Raw genomic sequence first — 16944 nt, forward strand, 5'->3', positions numbered from 1 at the left:
CTGCGGGCGGTCCGGCGCACCTGGAGGGTGATCTCGGCGGCGCGGCGGGTGCGCGGGCGATCCGAGCCCCTGTCGTGCAGGGGCAGATGCCGGGTCATGTGGATGAGGTGGACGTTCATGATCTCGTCTTTCTTCACTGGTCTTCGGGGTGACAGCCCTGGTCGGGCGGCGGGCTGTCGTGCATCGTCTAGGTGGGTCGGACGGGGTTCTTCGCGCCGCAGGACGTCGTCGACCTTCCCGGCGCTCGCGGGCAGACTGACGGTCGGTGGCCGACCGGTGGGTGCCGCCGCGGGGCAGGCGTCGTCGTACGTCGATGCGGTGGTGGTGTCGTAGCCCTGGCGATTCGACGGTGAATCGGCGCTACGGGGCGGCGGCATCGGGCCTGGCTCTGTGCTGCCGCGGGGGCGCGTCCCTGCGCGTGTGTGTCGGTTCTCAGACTGCCTTATCACCTGGGGGGTGGGGCAACTGATTTTGCATACCGTGGGTGGCGTGTCGACGGGGCGGGGTGTGGACGGCCGGGCGGGTGTGGGCCACCGGGCTTCGTGGAGAGTCTTTCTGGGGTTGTCCCGGGGTGTCTTCGGTGCTCCCGGGGCTGTTGTCGCCGCTGCCCGGTCGGTGAGAAGGGGATCTCACCGGCCGGGCAGCCCCGATGTCGGGTTCGGGATCGGTCCGGTCCGGGATCATCCGGCGGAGGACTTCACCTTCTCGAGTTGTTTCGTCAGTACTTTCTCGAGGACTTCTTTGTTGGCCTTCTCGTCGACACCGGTGAGACTCAGGCTCACCAGGTTTCCTCCTTGCGGGGCGCGCACCATGTCCAAGGAGATCTTCTCGGTGCCCATGGTGATGTCCATCCCCAGTGCCGAGGATCCCTTCGTCTCATAGGTGGGTTTGCGGAGTTTCACCGACAGTTGCTGGCCTTCCCGGGAGAGGTCGAAGGAAGGGCAGGTGCCGACTACTTTCTGCGGGTCCGGCAGCTCGGGGAAATTCTCCTGATATCCGCGGACGGTGACGGAGAGTTCTCGCCCACCGATAGCGGACTCCGAGGGCTGGGAGAAAGTCAGCTGCGCGTACGCCGACGGTTTACCGAGCTGGGCATTGAACTGGGCGAGGGCATTTCGGCAGGCTTCGGAAACCCCTTCGGACTGGTTGAGGAATTCACTGACGGAGGTGTCCTCACGTTCGGGAGCGACTTCGTTGGCTTCCCCGGCCGACCAGTTCTGTCCGGGGATGTCCCCGGTCTCGACGAGCGCGCCGCGGACCTTCTCCTGGGTGACCGGTCGGTCTCCGCCCCCGCAGCCGGCCAGGGCCAGAGCGCCCGCGACGAGGACGAGGAACGCTCCGGTGGTCCGGCCCGCACGCCCCCGGACCGTCGGCGCCGCCTCGGCGGACGCGGGGTGGGGGATCGCTGTCTCAGGAGAGGTCACGGGTTCCGTCCTAGGCTTTTTCGGGCGGCGGCTGCCGGTTCTCGGTCTCCGCCGGTTGCTGCTGGAGGTAGCGGTCGTGTGTCTCGTGGGCTTCCTTCAGCCGGGCCAGCAGCTGAGGCTCTTCACGGATGAGACGACGGTACTTCACGGGTAGCGCTGCCAGCGCGGCTTCCTCCTGCATGAGGCGGCTGTAGTTCTGCTCGCGGACGGCCTGGTCGCTCTCGAATCCGAGGTCGAGATATTGGTCGACATGGCGACGGATGTTGTTGATCGTGGTGACCGCTTTCCCCCGGGGGCTCAACAGGGAAGCGATGACCGTGAGCGCGAGCACACCGACGATGACCAGGAGGGAGAACTCGACCGAGATCTCCACGACCTTCACGGGGTTTCCGTCGTTGATGATCGCCACATTGTTTTCGTGGAGGGCGTGCAGGATCAGTTTGATGCCGATGAAGCCGAGGATCGTCGCCAACCCCCACGACAAATAGATCAGTCGATCAAGTAGACCGTCCAGTAGGAAGTACAACTGCCGGAGTCCCATGAGGGAGAAAGCCGTTGCGGTGAAAACGATGAAAGTGGATTGAGTGAGCCCGAAGATCGCCGGAATGGAATCCAACGCGAACATGATGTCGGTGCCGCCGATCGCCACCATGACGAGCAGCATCGGAGTCATCACACGTTTTCCGTCGACCGTCGTGAAAAGTCGGTCGCCATCGTAATGATCAGTTGTATGGATGAATTTCTTGGCGATTCGGATGATCACATTGTCCGCGTCGTCGTTGTCATGGCCGACGAGCATGTGTCCCGACGTGGCCAGGAGGACCACTCCGAAGAGGTAGAAGACCCAGGCGAACCGGTCGATCATCGCGGCGCCGACGAAGATGAAGGCCGTGCGGGCGATCAGGGCGATCACGATGCCGAAGAGCAGGACCTTCTGCTGGTCCGCGCTGGGCACCCGGAAACTGCTCATGATGATCAGGAAGACGAAGAGGTTGTCGACCGACAGGGCCTTCTCCGTGATGTAACCGGCGAAGTACTCGGTGCCCATCTGGGAACCGCCGAGGGCGAAGAGACCGAGACCGAAGACGATCGCGATACCGACGTAGAGCGCCGACCAGATCGCCGCCTCACGCAAGGTCGGCGTATGGGCCTTGCGGACGTGGAAGAAGAAGTCGTAGACGAGCAGGGCGACGATCAGCGCGATGGATGCGATCCAGGCCGACAGGGAAACGGTCATGGAGGGCCTCAAGGTGGTGTGGGGACGTCGGAACGGGGGAACGCGTCGGCCGGTTCCTTTGTTCCTCAAACGGATATATCGGCTGAAGCAGGGCGGGTCGCCGGGGCGAAGGATTGCGGGCCGGGCTGGGAATCCGAGAGGGGCGCGCTCACGGAGAAGGTGAATTTTCCATAAAAATCGGTCGACGGAGCGCAAACATCGACCACGACCGTGCAGGTGGCGAGACTTAAACGGTGCGAACGAGTCTTAACAGTCAGGTCGTCCGACACGAATGTCGACATTTACTGGTGACTTTAACTGCAAAGGTTCAGTAAAGTTAACCGCGTCGGTGAGGGCCGACAGTGACATGGAAGTCACTTGAGGGGAAGAACTATGGAGGCCAACTGATCATGGGTGTCACCACGATTACGCAGGACACGCAAACAACTCCGGTCGCGAGGCGGCAGCTGCGCCACGTCGAACTCCAGGGGATCGACGCGAGCCGCATCATTTCCAGCCTGTCGGGACGAAATGGCCGGAGCTGGCCGACGGCCTCCCAGGGCAACGATTCTGAAAACGTTTCCAACACACAATGAAAACGTTTTCAGACCCCTTGAAAACGTTTCCACCGGCATAAGAAAGGCCAGTGAGAACGACGGAAAGTCACGACAACACCAGAGCGAACACACAGAGGGAGGGCCGCTGACAGCAGCCCTCCCTCTGCGGCGTCCCAGGCCGACCCGCCACGGACACTGCCGACCCGACAGCCACACTCACCCCGCGCGATGCCTCCCCGCCGGACGAACACCCTCCACCAGACGCTCCCGCCATTCCACACCCAGATCCACGACCTCCAAAGAGATCTCACCCCGCCGATCCAAACCGCCCACCAGGGCCTTCGCCGAATCGCGGGCCTCCTCACAGGCGAAAAGCAACACCGCACGACTCCCCGGATGCGCCGACGCCACCAAGGACAACGTGAACATGTCCCGCGCCAGATGAGCACCGGCATCCTCCGGCAACACACCCTGATACGAGATCGGGATCACGAACAGGTCCTCGTCCGGGGAAACCCCGTCCACCTGCACGATCTGATCACCCTCCAGACGCACCGTCCTCGGCGCCAACGGCGGCACATCCTGCCCCGCAGCGAACACGGTCAACATGTCCCGCTCCGCCATCGCCGGAAGCAACGACGGATGCACATGCCTGGGCGGGCGCACCTTCGCCACGGTCTTCTTCGTCACAGTCGTCGCCTCGGCGGCGGTGTCGATGTCCATCGTGATCCTTCACATCCGAGGATGGGCGGCAAGACAAGAGGTCTCCCACACCCCATCGGCCCCGCCCACGAACCGCTGAAGGGTTCCGAACGGACACTTTTCGGTGTGCGACGGCGTGTCGAACAGACACGCCGCACGGCCGCACCCACCCCCACGACGACCGGCCGACGACCCAGCACGGACACTGATCGACAACGGTCTTGCGCACCTGCCCCAAGAAGCCCACCAGATCCCCCCGACATCGGTAGCGTCACCACCATGCACGAACGCGAATACGACATCGTCCTCTTCGGTGCGACCGGCTACGTCGGCAGGCTCATCGCCAGACACCTCCTGCACCACGCCCCGGGCGACCTCCGCATCGCGCTCGCCGGACGATCCCTCAACCGCCTCGAAGCGGTCCGCCGCTGGCTCGGCGGAGAAGCCGTCTCCTGGCCCGCGCTCCGCGCAGACTCCGAGGACATCCCCTCCCTGCAGGAAATCGCCCGCCGCACCCAGGTCGTCATCTCCACCGTCGGCCCCTACCACGGAAGAGGACTCGCCCTCGTCGGCGCCTGCGCCACCGCAGGCACCCACTACACCGACCTCACCGGAGAAGTCCTCTTCGTCCGAGACAGCATCGACTGCTTCGACCGCGCAGCCCGAAACAGCGGAGCCCGCATCGTGCACAGCTGCGGCGCCGACGCCGTCCCCTCCGACCTGGCCGTCCTCACCACCGCGCTCGCCGCCCACCAAGCCGGCGACGGCCACCTCGCACAGGTCGACGCCTACTGGCGCGACCTACGCGGCGGCGCCTCCGGCGGCACCCTCGCCTCCCTCGCCGAGGACATCCGCGCCAGGCAGACGGACCGGGACAAAGCCCGCCTCGCCGCCGACCCCTACGCGCTGAGCCCCGCCCGGGACGACGAACCCGAACCACGCACCGTCCGGAACCGCCTGCACGTCGGACGGGCCCGCAGCATCCCCCACTGGGAGACGCCCTACCTGCTCTCCGCCTTCAACGCGCAGATCGTGCGCCGCAGCAACGCCCTCACCGACTGGTCCTACGGACGCACCCTCCGCTACCACGAAGCACTCACCACCGGACGGAGCCCCCTCGGCGCCGTCCGCGCCGGAGCCCTCGCCACCGGCCAAGCCGCACTGGTGACCGGATTGTCCTCCGCCCCGACCAGGGCGCTGTGCCGACGGATCCTGCCCGGCCCCGGCCAAGGACCCAGCGAGATCTGCCTCGCCAGAGGACGCTTCATGGTGGAACTCCACGCGGAAACCACCGGTGGCGCGTCGTGGATCACCCGGTTCGGCGCCCGCAAGGACCCCGGATACACCGGCACCGCCGCGATGATCGGCGAATCGGCGCTGGCCCTCGCCCTCGGCGAACAGCTCCCCGACCGGGCCGGGGTCCTGACACCCGCCACCGGGATCGGGAACATCCTCACCGACCGGTTGCGCGCCCAAGGGTTCATCATCGACACCCGCCGGGAGAGCGGCGGCCCCGAACCGACACCCACCCCATGAACGGACGCTCCCTGCGCGAGCTGGTCGTCGCCGTCCACATCGACGGCATCGCGATCTCCGCGACACTGGTCGACCACGACGGCAACCTGGTCACCGGCGACGAAGGCGAACTCGTCTACCAGGTGGCCACCCCCACCCGGCGAGGCGGGGACGCCGTCGTCGCCCAGACTCTCCGTCTGATCGAACAGGCCCGCAGCACCGCACCCCGGGACCACCGGACGGTCGCGGTCGGGATCGGCAGCGAAGGAGTGATCGACCGCTCCGGGCAGGTCGTCTCCGCACCCGCCCATTTCACCGGGTACGCCGGCACCGCACTGACCGCCCGGATCACCGCCGCAGCACACCTGCCCGTGCACGCCGCCACCGACGTGCACGCCTACGCCCTCGGCGAGGCCTGGCGCGGCGCCGCGGCCGGCGCGAACACGGCGATCTTCATCGGCGTCGGCTCCGGAGTCCACGGATCCCTACTGATCCACGGCCGACCCTGGCAAGGCGCCCGATGCGTCGCCGGGCAGATCGGCCACACCATCAGCCCGCAAGCACTCGGCCTGACCTGCACCTGCGGCAAAGAGTCCCACGTGGAAGCCGTCGCCTCCGGGCCGGCCATCCGCGCCGAGTACGAACGACGTGGCGGCGGACACCTACCCACCGGACAAGGGGTGATCTTCGCCGCCGAACGCGGCGAACCGGTCGCCCTGGAGACGGTCGCTTTCTGCGCGGCCGCCCTCGGCACCACCGTAGGGGCACTGGCCAATGTGGTCGACTGCGAGATCGCGGTGATCGGCGGACCCGTCCCCGAAGCAGGGCCCTGCTGGTGGGCCCCCATGGAAGAAGCCCTGCGCGCCACCCTCATCGAGGAACTGACCGGCCTGCCCGTACGTCGTGCCGAACTCGGCCACGAAGCCGCCCTGGTCGGAGCAGCCAGACTGGCCTGGGACACTGCCGAACGAGCCGCCCGGCAGGCCACCTACTCCGGCACGTCCCCCACACCCCGACCCCGGGAATGGCTGTGACCCCGTCCGGGTAACGCCCGCGCCAACAACTCGGCCAGATGCCTGGCCTGCGCGCCGGTGCCCTGCCCCACCTGGGTGCGACAGCTGAAACCGTCGGCGGCGACACGAGCCCGGGCACCACCACCGGCGCGGACCTTCGGATACAGCTCCCGTTCGGCGCACGCCTGGGAGACCTCGAAATGTCCCGGCTCGAAACCCCAGTTGCCCGCCAGCCCACAACATCCGGCACCGACCTCGTCGACCTGCCAGCCCAACCGGCCCAACACCCGACGGTCCGCCTCGAACCCCCGCCGGGCACGCTGATGACAATGCACCTGGGTGACCAACGGACCCGAACCGGCCACCGCGGTGAACGGCCAGACGGCACCCCCCTGCCGCGTCCGCGCGTCGACGAACTCACCCAGGGTGTGCACCGCCGTCCCCAAGGCGACAGCGCGAGCATCGTCGGGGAACAGCTCCGCGGCGTCGGCGAGCATCACCGCGCAGCTCGGCTCCAGGACGACGACATCTCGTCCTTCGGCCAGATGCGGGGCCAGGACGTCCAGGGTGCGGCGCAGCACACGACGGGTCATGTCGAGCTGGCCGGTCGAATGCCAGGTCAGACCGCAACAGACCGGGGCAGTGGGGACGACGACCTCGCAGCCGAGTGCTTCCAGGACCCGGGTCGCGGCGATGGCGATCTGCGGACTGTGGTGGTTGTTGAAGGTGTCCGGCCAGAGCACCACGGGGGTCGCGTTCTCGGGGCGCGCGCCGGGGTCACGTCGGCGGTTCCGCCACCAGGCGACGAAGGACATCGACGCGAAGGGGATCATCCGGCGGCGTGGTTCGACCCCGGCCGCGCGGAGGGCGAGGCGTTCGACGGGTCGGATCGAGAACATCCTGTTGGCCAGGGGGCCCAGACCTGGGGCCGCGGAGACCGCTGCGGAGACCACGGGGAGCCATCCCATCGAGTAGTGGGCTCTCGGCCGGATCCGCCCGGCGTAATGACGGTGCAGGAATTCGGACTTGTAGGTCGCCATGTCGACATTGACCGGGCATTCGGTGGCGCACGCCTTGCACGACAGGCACAGGTCGAGGGCTTCGCGGGCCGCTGTCGACCGCCATCCGTCGAGATGTTCGCCACGGACCATCTCGGCGAGCACCCGGGCCCGTCCTCGCGTGGAGGCGACCTCGTCCTTCGTGGCCTGGTAGGAGGGGCACATCCCGCCGGAGGCGTCTCGGCAGAGGCCTACGCCGACACAGCGGGTGACGGCTCGGGCGAAACTGCCGCCGTCGCCGTGCAGGGCGTGCACCGTGGTGACGTCGTGGCTGCGCAGCCCCGGGCCGGGGCGCAGGTCGTCGTCGAGGGGTTCGGGGTCGACCAGCACTCCCGGGTTGAACACCCCGTCGGGGTCGAAGATCGTTTTGAACCGGCGGAAGAGGGCCAACATCTCCGGGGAGTACATGGTGGCCAGCAGTTCGCTCCGGGCGCGTCCGTCGCCGTGCTCCCCGGAGACCGAACCGCCGTACCGGACGACCAGTTCGGCCGCCGAGGCGATGAAGGCGCGATAACGGTCGACGCCTGCGGCGGTGGCCAGGTCGAAGTCGATCCGGACGTGCACGCAGCCTTCTCCGAAGTGCCCGAAGGGGATGCCCTGCAGTCCTTGCCGGTCCATCAGGGTGTAGAGGTCGCGGAGGTAGGCGCTCAGGTTCTCCGGGGGGACGGCGGAGTCCTCCCAGCCGGGCCAGGCTTCGCCGCCGTCCGCGCGGCGGGTCGTGATCCCGGCGGCGTCCTCCCGGATCTTCCACAGGGCACGGCAGGCGGCGGGGTCGGTCACCACGACTCCGCGGGCGACGGCTCCACCCACGGTGGCCGGGTCGTCGTCGCCGGGGTCGTCGCCGCGGGCTGTCGCCGCTGCCAGGAGAGACTCCGCGGCGGCCTGTGCGGCCTGCGGGTCGGCTCCGGCGACATCGCAGTACAGCCAGGCACCTCCCGGTGGAAGTTCCCGGCCGGCGTCCTCCCGGCCCGGCCTGGTGCGCAGCGCCGCCACCAGGTCGGCACCCATCCCTTCGACGGTCAACACGCCGGGGACCCTGAGCCGGGGCGCGGCCGCGGCCGCCGCGAACGGGTCGTCATAGGCCAGGACGAGCAAGGCCGTCGCCGCGGGCGGTTCGACCAGGGCCACGGTCAGTTCGGTGAACACCCCCAGGGTGCCCTCGCTGCCGGCCAGCGCCTTCGCCACGTCGAAACCGTGTTCCGGCAGCAGATGGTGCAGGCCGTACCCGGACACCTGCCGGGGGAAACGTCCCAGCTCGCGGCGGATCAGCTCTTCGTTCCCGGCGACCAGCGTCCGTAGGGCGTCCTCGATCACCGGGTCGGAACACCATCCTCGTCCGGCGGCGATCTCGCGCCCGTCGGCCAGGATCAGGCGCACCGTGGTCAGGTTCTGCGCGGACGTGCCCCAGGCCACCGAATGGGAACCGCAGGCATTGTTCGCGACCATCCCGCCGATCGTCGCGCGGCTGTGCGTCGACGGGTCCGGGCCGTAGGTCAGGCCGTGGGCGCGGGCTGCTTCCCGGAGGGTGTCGCAGATGACACCGGGCTGCACCCGAGCGGTACGGGCCACCGGGTCGATCGCCACGATCCGGTTGTGGAACCTGCTGTGGTCCAACACCATCCCCGTGGAGACGGCATTCCCGGCGACCGAGGTGCCGCCGCCTCGGGGAACCACCGGCCATCCCTGTTCCCGCGCTGCTGCGATCGCGGCACGCACCTGCGCCACCGATCCGGGCTCGGCCACTGCGGCCGGCCAACGCCGGTACAGGCCCGCATCGGAGGTGTACGCGGCGCGCGTCGTCGCATCGGTGCGGACCGGCGGGTGCCGGTCACCGCGGGAAGGTTTCTGCACCGGCTCTCCTCCTGAGTCGGAACGGCCCCGGCAGATGTCCTCCGGGACGTCCTTCGACAGTACTGCCCGCAGGCCGGGTGCAGCGGACGGACGGACAGCCCGTCGGCGGGGTCGACCCCGAAGCGCCGGGGCATCCTTCGTACACTCCCTCAGGAGAAGACCACCCAGGCCAGGAGTGCGCCGTGCCGAAGATCCAGGCCCCCACCGTCGCCGAACACCGTGCGATGAGACGACGCGCCGTCGTCGACAACGCCGTCTCCCTGCTGGTCGAATCCGGTCCTGCCGCGCTCACTCCGGCCGCGGTCGCCAAGATGACCGGGTTGGCCCGCACCAGCGTCTACCAGTACTTCCCCACCGGCGGTGACCTGTTGGGTGCCGCTTTCGAGGAGCTGCTGCGCGGATGCCGCCGCGATCTCGACGAAGCGCTCGCCCAGGCCGGTGACGACATCGACGCCCGCATCGACGCCTATGTCCGTACCACTCTGATCGCTGCCCGACGAGGGCATCGGCCTACTCTTCTGGCCGGGGTCGAACCGCCGCCGTCCTGCCGGGAGCGGCTGCGTGAACTTCACCGGGAGATCGCCCGCCCGCTGCGCGACATCGTCGTCGACACCGGGGTCGAGGACGTCGATACGGTCACAGCGCTCGTCGAGGGGACGGTCCATGGCGCGGTGACTCTGTTGGAGCGGGGTGTTCCTCTGGAGGAGGTCGTCGGACGGACGGTGGTCTTCCTGCGGCGGGCGTTGGCGGTGTAGCGCGTCCGGGCCGGGGGCTCGTGGCGAGTCTTGTGTTCAGGAAGACCGACTGACCGTTGAGGGGTTGTGCGGCGGCTCGTGCGGCGGTGAGTCCATGCGGTTTCGCCCTTCCCCGGTCGGTATGTCGACAGTTAAAGTGCCCTCAGGAATACATGTCATGTGGTTCATGGGTGGGGCGTTTCACATGCGGCTCGGGGTGGATTTTCCCTCGCTTTGAGAAGTGAGTTCCAGGCAAGAGATCGCCGCGCGTTCTTGCACTCGTCGAGAGTCAACTGTCCATTTCTGAGGAGGGTGTCGATGACTTCCAGGGTCAAGCGGATCGTGACCGGTGTGGTCTTGGGGGCGGCGCTCGTCGGTGGGGTGGGTGTGGTGGCCAGGGCTGTCGCGACATCTGGTGGTCAACCGGAGGTCAAGGAGATTTCTGTGCCTCCTCCAGGGGCGTCTCGGGAGGCCAGGTCGGCGAAGCCGTCATTGCCGCCGGGGCAGGTGCCACCGGGCCAGGAGGGGAGGCGGGACGAGTTGTTGAGTCATTTTCTGACGAACGACAAGGGCCAGCATTATGGCAAAATGGCTGACGGTGCGGAAATCGGCGTCATGCCTGATCTGATTCAGGCCAGGGCAACCAATGGCAGGGTCGGCTATATCCTGGTCAACGATCTGGACGCGGCGGGATATTCTCAGGATCCGGTCCGGATTCCTGTTTATGATGTGAATATGGAAAAAGTGCTCGGGGAATATGTATCCGGTGGCGGCTCAGAACCGTGAGGTTGCCTGTTTCCACGGGGTGGGGGCTGTTTAAACCTGCCCGACATCACTCATGATCGATGGTATCTACTCATGTAAAGTGGGGAAATTCGAGGTGGCCAAGCGTTCGTCGGGGAACTCCTGGGGTGAGCTCACCCTCTGGCTGGCATTTGCCCTGGTCATGATCGTCTTCGGTCTCGAAAATATTTATCGAGAGCCATCCCCGACGATGCCGTTGATCATTTTCTACTGGGCGCAAGTAGCAGCGGGAGGATCACTTTTCGTGGCCTTTGTGCTGGGCGTGAAAGGCAAGATCGCAAAGAGCCCCCGAACCGCCGCCGACGAGGGTCCTGTCTCTCCCCGGAAGAACCGGTGATCCACCGGCACGTCGAGGCCCTACGGTCTACCGGCACTCGCCCCCGGCCAACCGCCGGACGATCTGGGCCGCGGGCTCCTCGGTAGCGGCACGCCACCCGGAACCGGCCCACACGGACACGCCGCCGAGATCACCGGCCGCAGCAGCCGCAGCCCTCAACGGAGCCGTCAGCCGGCGCACGTCAGGGTAGGCGCTCGGGGCCTGCCCGTCGTGCTCCGCCACGAAACGGTTGCGCAGCCCACGCGCTGCCCGCCCCGTGAACGCCCGGGTCACCGTCGACACCCCGGCCGGATCGGAAAGCGCCATCCGATGGACAGCCCCGGTGCCGGCCTCGGGGGCGAGCAGGAAAGCAGTCCCGACCTGGACGGCCACCGCCCCGGCAGCGCGGGCGCGTTGCAGATCCCCGGCCGTGGTGACCCCTCCCGCGGCGATCATCGGCAGACCGAGGTCGGCGATCATCGGCAGCAGCGCCAGATGGTCGAGAGTGTTGGGGACATCGTCGACACGGTGGGTCCCGCGGTGCCCACCGGCCTCGAAACCCTGCACGACGAGGGCGTCCACGCCGAGATCACGGGCCCGGCGGGCTTCCTCGACCGTCGTGACCGTGGCCAGGACGGAGGTGCCGACCGCATGCAGGTCCTCCACGAGTCCAGGCCCGGGCAGGCCGAAGGTGAAAGAGACGACCGCAACCGGATCGACGAGAGTGAGCAGCGCGATCTTCTCGTCCCACTGATCCGACCGGTCGTACTCCTCGTCCACGAGCGAGACCGGCAGGTCGACCCCCAGCCGCCTCGCATCGGGCAGCAATGCACCCCGGTAAGCAGCCAGATGGGTACGGACCTCCTCGGCGCGGGCACCGGCCGGGGGAGCCTGCGGAACGAAGAGGTTCACCCCGAAAGGACGTTCGGTGAGCTCACGCACCAACGTGATCTGAGCCGCGAGGTCGACAGCGGAGGTATCACCGCCTGCCAGGAAACCCAGCCCGCCTGCGCCACAGACCGCCGCGACCAGTTCCGGGGTGCTCGGGCCACCGGCCATCGGCGCGGCGATCACCGGAGCAGCCAACTGGGACAAGTCGATACGAGCAGCCATGGTCTCCACCCTGCCATGGCGCCTCGAGGAACCCGCCCCGGCGCACCCCGACCGGAAAGACCCCCGCCCGGAAAGACTCCCGCCCGGATCAGCCGGCCATCCGGGCCAACGGGCCGAGCCCACGCCGCCCGTGCACCAGGTGGTACAGCGGAAGAGCCAGCAGGACGACCACGGCGAGAACGCCGTACATCCCCCGATATCCGACAGCGGTGACGACGACACCCAGGAACATCGGACCCAACCCGGTGCCGACGTCGAACAACAGGAAGAACGTGGACGTGGCCAACCCGATGCGATGCGGCGGAGCCAGCGCGGCGACGATGGCCTGAGCACTGGACATGAGGGTGCCGAAACCCACGCCGCACAATGCGGACGAGGCCAGGACGGCCCCCGTCGAATCGGCCACGGCGAGCAGAGCCATCGATCCGGCGAAGGCCAACAGCGTCGGATACATCACGATCCGGTCGCCGCGCAGGTCGAGGAGCCGACCGGTCAACGGCCGACAGGTCACCGTGGTCACCGCATAACCGAGGAAGAAGAGCCCCGCCGCTTCGGCGAAGCCGGCCTCCGTGGTGAACGGCCCCAAGAAGGTGAGCACCCCCGAATAGGCGGTGCCCAACAGAGTCATCAGGACGGCGATCGGCAGAGCCGAGGTCTCCACGACCTCGCGGGGATGGTAGCTGTGCGCGGCGCGACGCTGCTCGGGCGTGACCTCGACCCGCGGCAATCGCACCCCCAGGGCGAAGACGGTGCCGAACAGGCAGAAGACCGTCCCGACGAGGAAGGACGCCCGGATCCCCCAGTGGTGCCCGATCGTCAGCCCGAGCAAGGGCCCTGCCGCAGTGGCCAGGGTGGACGACAGACCGAACCATCCGGTTCCTTCACCACGCCGACGAGGAGGGATGACACCCTGCACGCTGGCGGACATGGCCGTCGAAGCAGCGCCGAAACCGAGCCCGGCGACGAACCGGGCAGCTTCCAACATCCCCAGCGTGGGAGCGACGGCCTGAGCCCCGCTGAACAGCGAATAGACCAAGGTCGCGGCGATCAACATCTTCTTACGGCCGACGATGTCGAGATATTTCCCGGCGAACACCCGCGCCACGATGGCCCCGACGATCAACATCCCGGTGGCGATCCCGGCGTCGACGGCATCGGCCCCGAAGGCCTGCCGGGTGTACTGGGCCATGGTCGGCATGAAGAGGTAGAAGACCATGGCGAGACAGAAATTGCTGGTCCCCAGCAGGATGAACGAACGTGTCCACAGGTGTTCCGGTTCGGCCCAGACGTGTGCCGACGGCCCCCTCGGGATCCATTCCCGGCGAGGTCGTGCCCCCATTCCCCGATCATCCTTCCCGCACCTGACGAAATGCCCAGTCAAGGGTAGGGGAGCGGCTGCCGTCCGTCGTACGTCGGTTGCGTGCTAGGCAGAATGTCTGCACAGCACAGTGCGCGGACGATACTGTGTCGCATGAGAATCCATCGGATCGCCCTGATTCCTGGTGACGGCATCGGCCGCGAGGTACTGCCTGCGGCCTGGGCGGTACTGACCGCTGCGGGGGCCCGGCACGGTTTCTCGATGGCCGGCGAGGAGTTCGACTGGGGATGCGAACGACACGCGGCGACCGGCGCGATGATGCCGGCCGACGGGATCGCCCGGCTCCGGCACGCGGACTCGATCCTCCTGGGCGCCGTCGGTTACCCGAGAGTCCCCGACCACGTGAGTCTGTGGGGGCTGCTCATCCCGTTGCGCCGGGAATTCGACCAGTACGTGAACCTGCGCCCGATCCGGGTCTTCGAGGGCGCGCCCGGCCCGCTGCGTGAGGCAGTGGGCACCGACCTGGTGGTGGTCCGGGAGAACGTCGAGGGCGAGTACTCGGACGTCGGCGGGCGGTCGTACGTCGGGACACCCTGGGAGCAGGCGAGCCAACAGTCCCTGTTCACCCGCCGCGGGGTGGAACGGGTGGCCCGGTATGCCCTGGACCTGGCCGAGCAGCGCCGCGGCAGGTTGACCAGCGCGACCAAGAGCAATGGCATCATCCACACGATGCCCTTCTGGGACGAGGTGGTGGCCGACCTGGTCGCACAGCGGCGCCTGGCGGGCCAGGAGGTGGACTTCGGATCCGAGCACATCGACGCCCTCGCGGCGAAGATCGTTCTACGACCGAAGGAGTACGACGTGATCGTGGCCTCGAACCTGTTCGGGGACATCCTGTCGGACCTGGCCGCAGCAGTGGCCGGGTCGATCGGGATCGCCCCGGCAGGGAATATCAACCCCGAACGGGAATTCCCGAGCATGTTCGAACCGGTGCACGGATCCGCACCGGATATCGCCGGTCAGGCAGTGGCGAATCCGTTGGGCGCGATCTGGGCCGGAGTGATGATGCTCGAACATCTGGGGGAAGCGGAGGCCGCCGCTGAGATTTTCAGCGCCATGACCGCTGTTATCAATCATTCCCGTTGTCTCACACCGGATTTAGGGGGATCAGCGAACACTCGAGAGGTGGTCGACGCTGTCATCGAACGCCTCTCCGCGGGCTGACCTGCGCATCGGACATCACAGGAGCAGACGTTCCACTCACAATGAAGTGAGCTGGAGGGCCGGGAGATGACATGACGCAGCGAAGACAAGTCCTCATCGTCGACGACGAGACCCATATCCGTCACCTGCTGCGGCCATACCTCGAAACGGACGGTTTCGCCGTCGACGAGGTGAGTACCGGACTCGACGCCGTCGACACGGCCCGACGCATCCACCCCGACGTCGTCCTGCTCGACCTGGGACTGCCCGATATCGACGGACTCGAAGTACTACGACGCCTCCGCACAGGCAGCGACGTCTGCGTCATCCTGGTCAGCGCGCGCGCCGACGAGGTCGACAAACTGGTGGGACTGGCCGTCGGCGCGGACGACTACATCACCAAACCGTTCAGCCCCCGCGAGGTCGTCGCCCGCGTCAACACGGTGCTGCGTCGGGCCAGCCGGGCGCTCGGCCACCCCATGTTGATCGAGGCCGGGGAGATCCGGCGCTTCACCGACCTGATCGTCGACTGCCGCCGCCGCGAGGTCTACGCCAAGGGACGCGAGGTCGCCCTGTCCACCTTGCAGTTCGACCTGCTGTGGACGCTGGTCGAGGACCCGGGAAGGGTTTTCTCCCGGGCGAAACTCCTCGAACGTGTCTGGGGGTACGACTTCTACGGCGACGAACGGGTCGTCGATGTGCACGTCCGCAACATCCGTAGAGCCTTGGGTGATGACGCGGCGCATCCGAGGATGATCGGCACCGTGCGCGGTGTCGGCTACAAATTCCTCCTGCGCCCCCAACCGTTCACCTGGTCGGGGGCGCACTCGGTCGCCGGCGCGGGTATCCCCGAATGACCTGCGCGGGGCTGTCGACGACGTCGGCCCGCTGCCGGGTCAGCCGAAGAGTCCGGCCTCGGCCCAGAACGCGATGACGTCCTGATCGGTGGTCGGCGCATCGACCTTGCTCTGGGTGAAGTTGCTCTGGGTGAAGTTCGACTGCGTGAAGTTGGACTGGGTGAAGTTGGACTGCGTGAAGTTCGACTGGGTGAAGTTGCTCTGGGTGAAATTGGACTGGGTGAAGTTCGACTGCGTGAAATTGCTCTGCGTGAAGTTCGACTGCGTGAAGTTGCTCTGCGTGAAGTTGCCGGCATGCGCGCTGCCGCCGATCCCACCGGCAAGAGCGAGGCCGAGAAGAGCAGCAGCGGCGATACGGGAACGGTTCATGAGGTCCTCCTGGAAGCAACGGTGGAACGTGTTGAGGACCAGACAAGTCGCAGCCTGTGAAAGCACCGGTGCTCACCCTGTGAAGCTTCTGTGAAGTGCGCGGATACCCAGAAAAGGAGCCCCCGGACACCGGCGGTCACCAGTGCTCCGACCCCGACGACGACAGCGACCCGGCCTCCCGCTCGGCACTCGCGGAAGGTCGGGTCATCCTCGACAGATCAACCTCGGCGGACAGCGTCCGACAGGGACGACTCCGGCTCACCCAGTAGCGGATCGCGGCGGGAGAGCACATCCCAGGCCGCTTTCACCCCGGCGAAGAACTCCCGCTGTTCACCGGCCACCCACGTGTCCTCGCTCAGCCGGCCGCTCTCGTCCCCCACGCCCACCGCATCCAACCCGAGCGCCCGGCAGATCGCCAGCGCCCGAGGCAGGTGGTAGCTCTGACTGACCAGCACGACCGAGGTCACCCCGAAGACATCCCGCGCACGACGGCACGAGTCGTAGGTATCGAGACCGGCGTGGTCGCGGACGATCCGATCACCGGGCACCCCGGCCTCCACCAGGTAGTCGTACATCGACTGCGGCTCGTTGTAATCGGCACGTCGGTTGTCCCCCGAGACGAGGATCGCCCGGACCGCGCCCCGGTCGAACAGGTCGCGGGCCACGTCCAATCGCCCCGCCAGATATGGCGTGGGAGTGCCGTTCTCGCGCAATCCCGCACCCAAGACGAGCGCCACCTCCCGATCGGGGACATCACCCGCCGGATACGACCGGCCCCGGGAGGCCACCCGCACCCACAGCCGACTCAGCCCGAGGGCACCACAGACCGCCCCGGCACCGACCCCGGCGAGACAGCCCACGCCGAGAAGGGCCCGTCCGATCGGCCTCACCCGG

At 67.4% G+C, this 16944-nt stretch carries 17 protein-coding genes; 8 read left to right on the forward strand and 9 right to left on the reverse strand.

The window, feature by feature from the left end; translation table 11 throughout:
- From AUCHE_RS16835 to AUCHE_RS14645, 3 genes are all read right to left on the reverse strand, one after another.
- Positions 1 to 377, reverse strand: a 377-nt coding sequence (locus AUCHE_RS16835) for a hypothetical protein (protein ID WP_006504106.1), incomplete at its 3' end; no start/stop codon positions are given.
- Between the two features lie 303 nt (positions 378 to 680).
- Positions 681 to 1424 (reverse strand): hypothetical protein, encoded by a 744-nt coding sequence (locus tag AUCHE_RS14640; RefSeq protein ID WP_006504107.1) that lies wholly within the window; start codon positions 1422 to 1424, stop codon positions 681 to 683.
- Positions 1425 to 1434: 10 nt separating this feature from the next.
- Positions 1435 to 2661 carry a TerC family protein gene (locus AUCHE_RS14645; protein ID WP_006504108.1) on the reverse strand — a complete coding sequence of 409 codons (1227 nt, stop codon included), beginning with the start codon at positions 2659 to 2661 and terminating at the stop codon, positions 1435 to 1437.
- A 389-nt stretch (positions 2662 to 3050) separates the two neighbouring features.
- On the opposite strand from AUCHE_RS14645, the gene AUCHE_RS16840 reads away from it, so the two are divergent.
- Positions 3051 to 3236, forward strand: coding sequence for a hypothetical protein (locus AUCHE_RS16840; RefSeq protein WP_143115265.1), 186 nt, complete (start codon positions 3051 to 3053; stop codon positions 3234 to 3236).
- A 177-nt stretch (positions 3237 to 3413) separates the two neighbouring features.
- Here AUCHE_RS16840 and AUCHE_RS14650 read toward each other — a convergent pair whose 3' ends face one another.
- On the reverse strand, positions 3414 to 3920 hold the full coding sequence (locus AUCHE_RS14650; RefSeq protein ID WP_006504110.1) for a hypothetical protein: 507 nt from the start codon (positions 3918 to 3920) through the stop codon (positions 3414 to 3416).
- Positions 3921 to 4178: 258 nt separating this feature from the next.
- Between AUCHE_RS14650 and AUCHE_RS14655 the strand changes: the two genes are divergently transcribed.
- The gene (locus AUCHE_RS14655; protein WP_006504111.1) at positions 4179 to 5435 is read left to right on the forward strand and encodes a saccharopine dehydrogenase family protein; all 1257 of its coding nucleotides are present in this window, start codon (positions 4179 to 4181) and stop codon (positions 5433 to 5435) included.
- Positions 5432 to 6448: an ROK family protein gene (locus AUCHE_RS14660; protein ID WP_052024949.1), complete on the forward strand. Its 1017-nt coding sequence runs from the start codon at positions 5432 to 5434 to the stop codon at positions 6446 to 6448. The genes AUCHE_RS14655 and AUCHE_RS14660 overlap by 4 nt, the downstream gene beginning before the upstream one ends.
- Here the strand turns inward: AUCHE_RS14660 and AUCHE_RS14665 are convergent.
- Complete coding sequence (locus AUCHE_RS14665) at positions 6403 to 9336, reverse strand: FAD-binding and (Fe-S)-binding domain-containing protein (RefSeq protein WP_006504113.1); 2934 nt, start codon at positions 9334 to 9336, stop codon at positions 6403 to 6405. The two genes, AUCHE_RS14660 and AUCHE_RS14665, sit on opposite strands and share 46 nt — an antisense overlap.
- 182 nt (positions 9337 to 9518) lie before the next feature.
- Here AUCHE_RS14665 and AUCHE_RS14670 point away from each other — a divergent pair, with 182 nt between their 5' ends.
- The 3 genes from AUCHE_RS14670 to AUCHE_RS15940 all read left to right on the forward strand — a co-directional run bounded on the left by AUCHE_RS14670 (position 9519) and on the right by AUCHE_RS15940 (position 11211).
- Positions 9519 to 10091 carry a TetR/AcrR family transcriptional regulator gene (locus tag AUCHE_RS14670; RefSeq protein ID WP_006504114.1) on the forward strand — a complete coding sequence of 191 codons (573 nt, stop codon included), beginning with the start codon at positions 9519 to 9521 and terminating at the stop codon, positions 10089 to 10091.
- Positions 10092 to 10388: 297 nt separating this feature from the next.
- Positions 10389 to 10856, forward strand: coding sequence for a hypothetical protein (locus tag AUCHE_RS14675; protein ID WP_006504115.1), 468 nt, complete (start codon positions 10389 to 10391; stop codon positions 10854 to 10856).
- A 52-nt stretch (positions 10857 to 10908) separates the two neighbouring features.
- On the forward strand, positions 10909 to 11211 hold the full coding sequence (locus AUCHE_RS15940; RefSeq protein ID WP_006504116.1) for a hypothetical protein: 303 nt from the start codon (positions 10909 to 10911) through the stop codon (positions 11209 to 11211).
- Positions 11212 to 11238: 27 nt separating this feature from the next.
- Here AUCHE_RS15940 and AUCHE_RS14680 read toward each other — a convergent pair whose 3' ends face one another.
- Complete coding sequence (locus tag AUCHE_RS14680) at positions 11239 to 12303, reverse strand: nitronate monooxygenase (protein WP_040322825.1); 1065 nt, start codon at positions 12301 to 12303, stop codon at positions 11239 to 11241.
- 88 nt (positions 12304 to 12391) lie between these two features.
- On the reverse strand, positions 12392 to 13642 hold the full coding sequence (locus tag AUCHE_RS14685) for an MFS transporter (RefSeq protein WP_006504118.1): 1251 nt from the start codon (positions 13640 to 13642) through the stop codon (positions 12392 to 12394).
- Positions 13643 to 13774: 132 nt separating this feature from the next.
- Between AUCHE_RS14685 and AUCHE_RS14690 the strand changes: the two genes are divergently transcribed.
- Both AUCHE_RS14690 and AUCHE_RS14695 read left to right on the forward strand, forming a co-directional pair.
- Positions 13775 to 14845, forward strand: a complete 1071-nt coding sequence (locus AUCHE_RS14690) for a tartrate dehydrogenase (RefSeq protein ID WP_006504119.1) — start codon at positions 13775 to 13777, stop codon at positions 14843 to 14845.
- Positions 14846 to 14916: 71 nt separating this feature from the next.
- Positions 14917 to 15681 (forward strand): response regulator transcription factor, encoded by a 765-nt coding sequence (locus AUCHE_RS14695; protein ID WP_006504120.1) that lies wholly within the window; start codon positions 14917 to 14919, stop codon positions 15679 to 15681.
- Positions 15682 to 15720: 39 nt separating this feature from the next.
- On the opposite strand, the gene AUCHE_RS14700 is transcribed toward AUCHE_RS14695, so the two are convergent.
- Positions 15721 to 16050, reverse strand: a complete 330-nt coding sequence (locus AUCHE_RS14700; RefSeq protein WP_006504121.1) for a pentapeptide repeat-containing protein — start codon at positions 16048 to 16050, stop codon at positions 15721 to 15723.
- 218 nt (positions 16051 to 16268) lie between these two features.
- A complete protein-coding gene (locus AUCHE_RS14705) occupies positions 16269 to 16940 on the reverse strand; it encodes a SanA/YdcF family protein (RefSeq protein WP_006504122.1) in 672 nt (223 codons plus the stop codon).
- Positions 16941 to 16944: the final 4 nt, after the last annotated feature.

Source organism: Austwickia chelonae NBRC 105200 (genome assembly GCF_000298175.1).
GTDB lineage: Bacteria > Actinomycetota > Actinomycetes > Actinomycetales > Dermatophilaceae > Austwickia > Austwickia chelonae.